Raw genomic sequence first — 10,870 nt, forward strand, 5'->3', positions numbered from 1 at the left:
TATCTTCCCGAGTATAGTCCTGATTATAACTTAATTGAATTGGTTTGGCATTCAGCAAAAGAATATATTGCCAATCGAGTTTTCAAATCAATTGAAGAATTAGAATGTTTGTTAAATCATCTTTTAAATGAAGGAGGGTTAATTATAAAATGGGTACGAAAAATAAAAAACAAAGGCAATGCTGTTATCACAGTTTAAATGCGCAACAGCTTAGTATTTGTAGTATTTGTTTCCAAGTCCACTAAGTTCAAGTTAAACATTTCTTCGAGCACCTATTCCTATCCAACTCCGACCTCCTTTATTGTCTGGTCTTAGGTATGGTAAGGCTAGCCAATTTTGCAGTATTTAGCCAATTTGACCGATTTATTGGTGCCCGTTGACGCTTCTCGGTAAACCCGACCGGGGTCCCAGCGCAAAATACCATTAAAAATGCTCAAAAATTATTCACGTTTTCCGAAAATCTTGCTTCCTAGGCGAATCATCGTTGCTCCTGCTTTAATAGCCTGCAAATAATCTCCCGACATTCCCATTGACACTTCTTTTAAATTTAACTGAGTTGTTTGATTAAGCTGTTCCTTGAATTTAGCAACTTCTACAAATGCATCAAAAATTTCAGCTTCCGATAACTCCAAGGGAAGAATTGTCATTAACCCTTGAATATCTAAGGAATCGCAAGCTTCCAATTCTGGTAACGTTTCTAATAACTGCTCAACAGACCAACCATATTTATTAGGATCGGGCAATATCTTAATTTGTAAACAAACCTTAGGTCGTTTATTTAACTCATTAGCCCGCCGATTTAAACTCTGGGCTAACTTTAAATCATCAACGGAATGGATCCAGTCCATTGTTTGAACAGCTAGTTTAGCTTTATTTTTTTGTAAGTGACCGATAAAATGCCAGGAAATCCCCTCTAAATCTTTTAACTGCTCCTGCTTAGCACAAGCCTCTTGCAATCGATTTTCTCCGAAATCCCGAATTCCCGCACCATAGGCTTCCCGCATTTTTTCCACAGATACGGTTTTGCTCACTGCAATTAAACGGACATTAGGCTTTAACTGTTGAAGAATCTGCTGGATATTATCAGTAATAGGTGTAGTGATAGTTAAAGGTATTTTTTCCATAGTCTTCCTCTTGCCTTTTTCCTCCATGGCTTCACCCACCAATCACTTTGGACAAATCTTGTAGGATTACCTCAGCTGACTGGTATCTGTCAGCGAAATGATAGGTTACCATCTTTTCTATAATTTGGGCAAATTCTTCAGGTACATCTGCCAGATTACGCCAGATCACTTCACCACTTTCTGGAGAAATGGGCAATTGATAGGGACGAATGCCAGTTAATCCTTGAATCCCAATCATACCTAAAGCATAAATATCACTATTGAAACTAGGGTGTCCCGCTAATTGCTCTGGTGGGGCATAACCGCGAGAGCCAATGGCAACCGTAGCATTTTCTTCCTGACTCTGCTCTGGGCTTTTAATCTGTTTAACTGCTCCGAAATCAATTAGTACCAGTTGACCATCAGTTTCACGACGGATAATATTGCCAGGTTTGATATCCCGGTGGATGACGCCGTATTTGTGGATAAAGACAAGAATTTCTAAAATATCTTTCAGGATATCCGCGACTTCCTTTACTCCAAGCCGTTTATCTACGGGCAATTCGTCACTCAGGGACTGACCGGGAATATATTCTTCCACTAAGTAAAATGCTTTATCTTCTTCAAAATAAGCTAGTAGTCGAGGAATCTTTAAATGATTACCCAAGATTTCTAATATTTCTGCTTCAGTGCGGAATAGCCGTCTGGCAATTTTCAAGAATTGCGGATCGCTACGAGCCGGTTTCAATTGCTTGACCACACACTGGGGTGAACCAGGTCGCTGAGTATCTTCTGCTAAATGGATTAGACCAAACCCACCTGAACCAAGAACACGCTTGGTTTGGTAGCGTCCAGCTAGGAGGTTATGTTCGGGTCGGTACTCTACCGATGTGCCATCAGGGTCTGCACCAGCTGTTGGGTTCCAAATTGCTGTGGCATCTTCTTGAGATAAATCGGTTTGTGGTATCGGTATAGTTTTGGTGTTAGTGCTGGAGATGGTTTTGTTTTGTTCTTTCAACAACGCCTGTAACAAGGCCAAGTTCTGTTCCTGTTCTTGAGCTTTGGCTTCAATTTTGCGGCGCTCTTGCTCTGCTTTTATGCTCTCCTGTTTAGCCTTGTAACCGGTGTAAGTCATTACACCAGTACCCGAAAGGATTAATGCCAACGCAGGTGCCACAACAGGTATCCATCCTGAGTTGAGAAATAGCAGGTAGGATGTTCCGAGCAAAATACCTAGAGCAATACTCTCAGATAGTACTAACTGTCGAGTGTTGCGGCTTACCCCAACTAACACGCCCCCTATTAGTGTCCAACCCCAAATCCACAAGCCTTCTGTCCACTCAGACCAAAACCAAAACTGTGCTCTTCCCTCTCCAAGTGCGCCACTGAGCAGTTGACTCACGATTTGACCATGTATCATGACTCCTTGCATATGCTTGCTTTCTTTTTGAGCAAAACTGTAGGGTGTTAAGAAGTCATCATCTTTGATACTAGGAGCATTCATCCCGATTAGGACAATCCGGTCTTTGACCAAGTCCGGTTCAATCTCCTCATTCAGAACCTTAGTTAAGGTAACGGTATCGGCAAGGTGATCAGCAGAGCGGTAATTCAATAAAATTTGGTAGCCTCCCGTATCTCCCTTTTGGTAACCTCCAGCAGTAGGAGATATCTTGTTATAGACTGTTTTTCCTAGCTTCATCTGTTTTCGGGAGATGTTTTCGGGCTTGATTCCCCGCTGTTCCAAATAGCTTCGGGCTAACTGAAAGCCGAATGATAATCTGGTGGTGCAACCCACGATGCTGGTATTATCACTGGTATTGTCAAAAAATAATGGAGCCCGCCGGACGATTCCATCGGGATCTTCAAGTAGATTAACAAAGCCTACACGATGCTGAGAAATGTTTGGGGGGGCTGCAACACTGGATGCTTCTGATTGACCCCGATAGCAAATTGGGATTATGCGATCGCTACTTTGCAGTAGTTCAGAAAATTCGCCATGACCCGGTTCTACTGGACTGTCTCGAAAGATATCGACACCAATGACAGCGGGTTGATGTTGCTCCAACTTCTGTAATACCTCATACATTACAGCATCTTTGATTGAAGACCCTCCTGGAGCTGTTGTGCCTTTTAAATCTGGCTCAGTCACCTCTACTACTAAGAGGCGGTCATCGGGTGGTAAAGCTGGTCGCAGCTCTATCATCCGGTCGAAAGCCTTTAACTCAAAAAACTGTAACATTCCTAGGTGCTTAGACCCTAGCATTAAACCAGTTACCGCCAAACTCGCTACCAATGCTGGGTTTATCCCAACATATTGCCCCAAGCGTTTCAGCCGCGACCAAGCTTTCGCAGATTTTCGGGGCGGGGGGGAGGGATTTTCCACCTGGGGGCTAATAAGTTTTGATTTGTTTGGTGACTCTTCTGTCGCCACTTTTACCAGCTGAGCACTCATATATAATAGTTATTACTAGAAACGATCACCCTTGATGTTCACCCTTGATGATTCTATAAATAATACGATCAACGGTTCGATCACCCTGTAGAGTAGTGACTCATTCCTTGATTCAATGCCCTGACCTAAGTTGGAAACGTTGCTCTTTGTATTTTCCCGATCGATTTAATCGATTGAGCAGAAGCAATGGAAGCGAAGTTGCTTACACTACCATTTGGCTTTTTTTTGGTTAGGAAGCAAGTCGTGCTTATTGTGTCAAGCTATCAATCGGATTATCTGAAATTTGTCTTCAACTTCGCCGTGGTCAACCACCCTTATCCCAATTATTGATGCCCACCTGACTAATATCTTGGGTAATTCTACATTGATAGTTTTGACAGCAAAAACTGGCATTTAGCCTATACAAACAGCTTCCTGCATTTTAGCTTAACAACCGGTGGATAGTCTTCATCCAACATATCGGCAAGTTTTACTACTCACAGGATGCCCTATCGCCAACTTTTCTTTTTTTGATTGCTTTATCAACACTAGAAAATCTGGCTACTGTCATGCTTCAAGTACAGTTTCGGCTTTGGTTATCTACTTGAAAAGACTTCCAATTCGCCGTTGCTTATCTATTGTCACTTATTAGTTAGACAAAAAAAGACAAAAAACACCTATAACTATCAGCCTGGCTTCAATCGCAGGTTGATAGTTCGTACACCCCTACTGCTAATCTATACCGTCATCAACCCTGCCAAGTCATCATCCCACCCTGACCTAACCGGTTCATAGGTGGGATGAATCGTAGGGATTATTGATCACATAGTCTTCCGAGAGACAAACGTTGGTCAGGTAGTGAGGTTACTTTCCCCCGGATTCATCCGTCGGGTTTGTACTACTCCTTTCTGACACAACCTAGAGCTTTTTGGTAGATATGTCTAAATTTGTAGATATTTTCTGATCAAACCAACCCCTAGAGCCAAACCGGTTTTCTAGCGGGGGAGAAGTTTACCGGAAGCCCACGGCGGCTTGCCAGACAAAGGCTAGCAGCAAGAAGAACACAGGGATGACTGGTAGAACGTCCACCACTGGACCAAAAATAGAGTAAGCTTCGGGTAATGTTCCTAACAGGAGTGCAGCTTCCATATCTTAAATCTTCCTTTCCAACACAGATTTAATAATTGACATGTATCTTAACATGAAGTGAACAGCCATTGAGCAAATTGTGTAGTGAATTGATCACTTAAGATGGCTGCCCTGATCGCTTGAGTAAACCGAATTAGCTCAGTCACATTGTGGTGAGAGAGTAACATATAGCCTAGAGATTCACGCGATCGCACTAAATGGTTCAGATAAGCACGACTGAAATTCTGACAGCAATAGCAAGGACAACTGGCATCTAAGGGGGAAAAATCTTCCCGAAACTGGGCGTTTTTCAAGTTCCAGCGTTCCCCCTGGACTAAGGCGCTACCATGACGTCCCAGGCGAGTGGGAATAACGCAATCAAACAAGTCTATGCCAGATGCGATCGCTAAAACCATTTCCCTGTAGGTACCGACCCCCATCAGATAACGAGGCTTATGCCATGGCAGTAATGGAGCGGTTGTCTGGACAATTTGGTGAATCAATTCAGGCGGTTCCCCCACACTGACACCACCAATGGCATAACCTGGTAAGTCCAGCTCGACCAAGGATTCGGCAGCCCTTTGACGCAAATCTAGGTACACCCCACCCTGAACTATACCAAACAAAGCTTGTTGTTCAGGGCGATTGTGGGCAACAATACAGCGTTTGAGCCAGCGATAGGTTCGTTGAGTTGCTAATTCTACCTCAGTTCGCTCAGCTGGATAGGGGGGACACTCATCAAATGCCATGATCACATCTGCTCCCAAGGCATGCTGAATTTCCATACACCGTTCTGGGGTTAGATCAATCATCCGCCCATCCCGAGGAGATCGAAACCTCACCCCCTCTTCAGTAATAGTACGGAGCTGGCTTAAGCTAAACACCTGAAAGCCACCAGAATCAGTTAAGATTGGTCCGTGCCAACCCATAAATCGATGCAGACCACCGGCTTGTTTAATGATGGCTTCTCCCGGTTGCAGATGGAGATGATAGGTATTAGCCAAAACCATTTGCGCCCCAGCTACCTCTAACTGGGCTGGTGTTAGAGTTTTTACCGTTGCTAGGGTGCCTACTGGCATAAACCTGGGAGTTTCCACCACACCATGGGGGGTCACAAACACCCCAGCTCTTGCCTTAGTGTGGCTACAGGAAGCCTGACATTGAAATGAAAAATTAATTTTCTGTTGATTCAAGTTGATCTAGGTCTTGAAATATCGTTAACTAGACCATAGCTTCTAATTCGGTTAACCCAGGTTAAACTCTTGCGTCTTCGATATTTTGTATTAGATGCATCCAACTTGGAGCAAGCCAATACTTATACCCTTGAATTTCATTAATCAACCTGTAACCTTCTAACCTTCTAACCTTCTAAGCTAAAAAGGACTATCTGCATCATCATCAATTTGCACATCCCATTTCGCGCTTAGAACCTGTGTGACCATAGCTTCAAGGGCTTCCGCCTGAAGTTGATCAACACACTCTTGTTGCAAGGGATTCAACAGCGGAATCAGCCGCAACTGACGATTTTCATTAATTAGGTCAAAGTATGCTTCTTGGGTTGGAGACTGACTCAGTTGTAAATAGTCAAAACTATGGACATTGATGTAAAGTGTCCGATTGGCAATCAGGGTCGAGCAATGGGGATCAGCAAATACTTCCTGAACTAACCCTTCCCCCTGGTTCTTTAGTTGACCATCGAGAGTGTGGATGTAACGGACGCAACCTAAATCACCAAGCAAGCGTTTCATATCTCGCTTGTTGATGATAATGCCAGTTTCAATGATGCAAGGAGCTGGGAGTTGGTGTCGAGATTGGTGGTGACTCATGGATAAAAGCCTATAATGCTTTTCAGGGCTGATATTGACATGCAACTGGTATATTTAATTGATTGGCGAGGCAACCCTAAAGGTTAAACCAATTGATGAGAACATAGCTACGGCAACGGGTTAAAACCAACAATAAAGGTTAATGGTTATCGTACTTAATACCTAATCTAAGCATGCTTAATGGTTAATACAAGCGTATAAGCGTGTAAACCTACAAGCGTTTAAGGGTGTAAGGGTGCCTAGTAAGCAGCAAGAGATAATTCCAATAGATGCAGGGGATAATCTCTGTTAGGTGTTTATCTTTAAATAGTTCACAGTAAACTCGTCAAATCTAGTCAACTAGATTACTCCTGTTTAAGGTTTTACCCTTATTGAGTGAACACCAACAGCTTATATCCCAAATGGGGTCAACCCATTGCCAACTACTTTTTATTGATGCAGTCGCGCTATAGCCAGGGGCCGTGTGGAGCACATTCGAGCACCTTGTCAGCCCCGTGGAAACCACGGCAGTTGCTCATAGGGGAGACCCCCTTTGGCCGCACTGCCTCCCCGTTGTTGGCGCTGCATCGCTTCTACCAAGGAATGTTGATTGAGCCGTTTTGGTCGGAACGAACTAACTAGATTGGCAGCCCGTTGCTGTTGAGACCTAACCCATAGGGTGGAGTAACTTGCTGCTTATAACAACAGCTTATGACACCATACTATCCCAATCTTTCGATGGTGCTCAAAGGAAAATTCAGTGACATCCTCCCGGCGCTGATGCTACGCATACAGCGCGGGCTTCCAAGAATCACTTCAAGGATTTCCTGGTTGCTCCCTTGTGGGGTTTCGCCTCTGACCTAGATTGGGTTGCCCCAACCCCCGGTAGACCGACTGCACAGGCAATTTCGATTCCCGACTGTCCATCGGTACTGATCAGTTGTATCCCTCTATTTTTTATGACTTGACCGCTAGCTACATCCCTATCGGTTTTATACCCACAATCAGGGCAATTGTGAACTCTAACACTCAAGTCTTTTTTGACTTGCCCACCACACTCAGGACACTGTTGAGAAGTCCTCCTGGCATCTACTTCACCAAAAAACTTTCCACGCTTCCAGCACACATACTTAACGATGGTTCGGAATTGTCCAAACCCAGCATCAAGCATATACTTACCCAACATCCCTTTGGCACTAGTTTGATAGTCCAAATCTTCCATGAAGATCATATCTCCAGCATCACAAAGAGCATGAGCTTGTTTGAAGTGAAAGTCCTTCCGAGTGTTATCAATTTTGTGGTGAAGTCTAGCAATCTGCATCCGCTGTTTCTCGTAATTCTTAGACCGTTTCTGCTTTCTAGACAACCTACGTTGCAGCACTTTCAGCCTACTTTGCAGGGTCTTAAAAAACTTCGGCGGCTTGACGAGAGCACCATCACTTGTTGCTAAGAATTTTTCCAGCCCGACATCGACGCCAATGGGATGACCATGTGGCATAGGGTCTGGAACACTGACATCACATTGAATGTTGATAGATGCATACCATCGGTCAGCTTTCCGTATGATTCTCACTTGCTTGACCACAAACCCGTTAGGGATTGGGCGATGCAAGTTAATTGGAATCAGTCCTATCTTGGGCAATTTGATGTGCAAGTCCGTAACCGGATTGTCTTTAAACTGAGGGAACAGCAAAGACTTGAACTGCCCATGCTTTTTGAACCGTGGAAAGCCAAAACCACGGGACTGAAAGTACTCCCAACCTTTGTGCAACTGCTTGATAGCTTGCTGAAGAACTTGAGAAGGAACCTCCTTGAGCCTGGGAAATTCTTTCTTAGCGTTGGGCAGGTTGTTCAGTTGATTAATTTCGTTAGGAAACTTTGCTTCAGATGAAATGATGTACTCTTTTTCAAGAGAGCATCTGTCTATCAAGCATTTGCGACTATCACACCAATCTTTGATCTCCCGCAACGCATAGTTGTAAGCACTGCGACAAATTTCCATCGACTCAATTAATCTTTGTTCTTGAGTGGCGTCTGGGTAGATTCGGTAGCGATAGTTCAGAGTCAACATCCTAATATTCTAGAGGATTTACTGGCTGTAGCGCTACTGTTAAATGTTGTTAATTGAGGGGGTGTTTAACCCCCTCAATTAACCTGGGGGAGTCCATGTATCCCGGCGCTAACAAGATCAGATATAGCGCGGGTCTTATCGCTCCCCCAGGTTAATTGATTAGTTGAACCTCCCCACCCTGAAGAGGGATGGGGTATCCTTTGCACAACAACGCTCGTTGCTGTTCTCGACCTGGGCGTGACTTTCCCCCGCACGGTCGGTAGCTGAGTGGGGTCAATACCCAGTTTTTTTTGAGACCCTTACTTTTTATATTAACACTATTTGAGAGGGAAAAGAATACCCCGTCCTCTTAGGTCGGGGATGAATTTTCCCTCTCAAACTCTCCCACTCTGATCAATTTCAGTAACAGCAGTAACCCATGAAGTATTTTACCGGACAACAATTTAAACAATGGGGACGTCAACTTTTCTGTTCAATGAGCAGTGCTGTAACTTTTTATACCTGTATTCCCCTACCAGCTAGCTGGGGGATGGAGTTTCGGGGCATTGCCCGTTGGGCACCGATGATTGGATTGCTGATTGGGGGGATACTGGTAATATTAGATACTTTATTGCAACAGTTGGGGATGCCAGTATTCACTCGCTCTGCTGTAGTTGTGGTCAGCTGGCTTGCCCTGACTGGAGGATTACACTTAGATGGGGTGATAGACACAGCGGATGGTTTAGCAGTTCCAGATCCCCAGCGCCGTTTAGATGTGATGGCAGATAGTGCTACAGGAGCGTTTGGGGCAATGGCAGCCTGTACTCTATTACTGTTAAAAACAGCTGCCCTAACTGATATCGGGGCTTATCGGTGGGCAGCTTTGATGGGAGCAGCTGCTTGGGGACGCTGGGGACAAGTAGTAGCGATCGCATTTTATCCCTATCTCAGACCCACCGGTAAAGGAGCATTTCACAAACCATGGATACGTATTCCCCAAGATATTCTCTTGGGATTATTCGTTGTCTTAAGTTTATCTATAGTGCCAGTGTTGCTTGACCCGACAAATGCTTGGTTCTCCTTAACCATGGCCATCGGAGGATGTGCGATCGCTCTACTGACTGGCGGCTGGTTCCACCGCCAGCTGGGGGGACATACTGGAGACACTTACGGAGCAGTGGTGGAATGGACAGAAGCCCTGTTTCTGTGCTTACTGACCCTCATCCTTAACTAATTCTTTCGCTAATTCTTTGGCAAAGACGACCTGTTGGTTAATCGAGTACTTACCGACTCGACCACTAACCCCCTAAATTGGTTTAAGTCGGGTTATCTTTAATCTGAACGTGCCACCGCCCGTTGAGCCAAAGGCACGCACCCTGATAATGTACTCATCTGTCTCAGTGATGCGAGCAAATAACAAGGAGTTAGTACTCCCATCTGGTCCATCATCATTTTCCGCTACCGTAGAACCATCAGAAGCAATCACAGAGATCATCGTGTCAAAGTTGTCTGAGATCAGGTCGATGGCAACTTGGTCTCCCGCATCAAGATTTACTACATAGTCTCGGGCAAAGCCACCGTCCCCGATCGGAATATCTTTTTGAGTCAGGGTGTCAACAATTTCTTTGCTATGGGAAATCGGCTGCGGATTGTACAGGTTTTGTGCTCTGGCTACCGGTGCAGTTAAGCTCGTTGCCAAGAAAGTTGCTGCTACAGGTATAACCCAGCTAAACCAAGCAGCAAAAGCTTTACTCATCTAAACTAGATATCTTTTAGTTGCTAACATTTCTAACACTGTACCCTAACCCCCTTCAAAAAGCAGGGTCGTGTCGAGTATGGGATTGAAGTAGACCCAGGCTATCCCCTGACAATACAACCAGCTTAATCTATTGCTGACGGGATGTTCCACCGCCAAATTTTTGAGATTTTTCCTACTTTACTCTAGTCATTTTATAAGCACAAAAAAGCATAAATTCAACGCGATCGCTATTTCAACCTCACTTCGAGATAACCAACTTTATCCAGGAATTAAAAGCTTTGAGTCTGTTCTGCTCTCTCCTCAAAAAAATCGCCAATTTATGACATCAAACTGAGGTTATTTCCCTCAATATTTACTTCGGAAGAGATTTTTTTTACTAGAACTTGTCAATGATTCATTTATCCTATATAATACTGTTATAGGAAGAGTTAAAACAAGGCAACCAAATGAACAAGTATGTTTGTACTACAGAAGCAGCATCTCTCTTAGGTATTTCTTCTCGGCGATTGCGCCAACTTCTAGAGAAGGGTCGGGTTCGGGGTGCTTATAAAAGTGGGAAATTCTGGATTATTCCCCTGTTCAACAATCTGCCCC

Annotated in this window: 10 protein-coding genes; 3 read left to right on the forward strand and 7 right to left on the reverse strand. The window is 44.2% G+C overall.

The features are described 5' to 3' along the window. Positions 1-198 (forward strand): transposase (locus tag F6K20_RS09870; protein ID WP_287265468.1); only part of this gene is annotated, 198 nt, incomplete at its 5' end. Between the two features lie 242 nt (positions 199-440). On the opposite strand, the gene F6K20_RS09875 is transcribed toward F6K20_RS09870, so the two are convergent. The 6 genes from F6K20_RS09875 to F6K20_RS09900 all read right to left on the reverse strand — a co-directional run bounded on the left by F6K20_RS09875 (position 441) and on the right by F6K20_RS09900 (position 8,538). Then, positions 441-1,124, reverse strand: a complete 684-nt coding sequence (locus tag F6K20_RS09875; RefSeq protein ID WP_044491833.1) for a YggS family pyridoxal phosphate-dependent enzyme — start codon at positions 1,122-1,124, stop codon at positions 441-443. 31 nt (positions 1,125-1,155) lie between these two features. After that, on the reverse strand, positions 1,156-3,555 hold the full coding sequence (locus F6K20_RS09880; protein WP_008177832.1) for a CHASE2 domain-containing serine/threonine-protein kinase: 2,400 nt from the start codon (positions 3,553-3,555) through the stop codon (positions 1,156-1,158). 990 nt (positions 3,556-4,545) lie between these two features. Next, entirely contained in the window at positions 4,546-4,683 is a 138-nt protein-coding gene (locus F6K20_RS09885; RefSeq protein WP_008177837.1) for a photosystem II reaction center protein K, read from the reverse strand. A 47-nt stretch (positions 4,684-4,730) separates the two neighbouring features. After that, positions 4,731-5,855: a tRNA guanosine(34) transglycosylase Tgt gene (gene tgt / locus F6K20_RS09890; protein WP_008177840.1), complete on the reverse strand. Its 1,125-nt coding sequence runs from the start codon at positions 5,853-5,855 to the stop codon at positions 4,731-4,733. 180 nt (positions 5,856-6,035) lie between these two features. Beyond that, on the reverse strand, positions 6,036-6,488 hold the full coding sequence (locus tag F6K20_RS09895) for a hypothetical protein (RefSeq protein WP_008177841.1): 453 nt from the start codon (positions 6,486-6,488) through the stop codon (positions 6,036-6,038). A 790-nt stretch (positions 6,489-7,278) separates the two neighbouring features. Continuing rightward, positions 7,279-8,538 (reverse strand): RNA-guided endonuclease InsQ/TnpB family protein, encoded by a 1,260-nt coding sequence (locus F6K20_RS09900; protein ID WP_008177843.1) that lies wholly within the window; start codon positions 8,536-8,538, stop codon positions 7,279-7,281. A 418-nt stretch (positions 8,539-8,956) separates the two neighbouring features. On the opposite strand from F6K20_RS09900, the gene cobS reads away from it, so the two are divergent. Continuing rightward, positions 8,957-9,751, forward strand: a complete 795-nt coding sequence (cobS, locus tag F6K20_RS09905; RefSeq protein ID WP_044491793.1) for an adenosylcobinamide-GDP ribazoletransferase — start codon at positions 8,957-8,959, stop codon at positions 9,749-9,751. Positions 9,752-9,823: 72 nt separating this feature from the next. Here cobS and F6K20_RS09910 read toward each other — a convergent pair whose 3' ends face one another. Next, on the reverse strand, positions 9,824-10,273 hold the full coding sequence (locus tag F6K20_RS09910) for a PPC domain-containing protein (protein ID WP_008177847.1): 450 nt from the start codon (positions 10,271-10,273) through the stop codon (positions 9,824-9,826). Between the two features lie 449 nt (positions 10,274-10,722). On the opposite strand from F6K20_RS09910, the gene F6K20_RS09915 reads away from it, so the two are divergent. After that, positions 10,723-10,870, forward strand: a 148-nt coding sequence (locus tag F6K20_RS09915; protein ID WP_502708827.1) for a MerR family transcriptional regulator, incomplete at its 3' end; no start/stop codon positions are given.

It is taken from the genome of Moorena sp. SIO2C4, assembly GCF_010672485.1.
GTDB lineage: Bacteria > Cyanobacteriota > Cyanobacteriia > Cyanobacteriales > Coleofasciculaceae > Moorena > Moorena producens.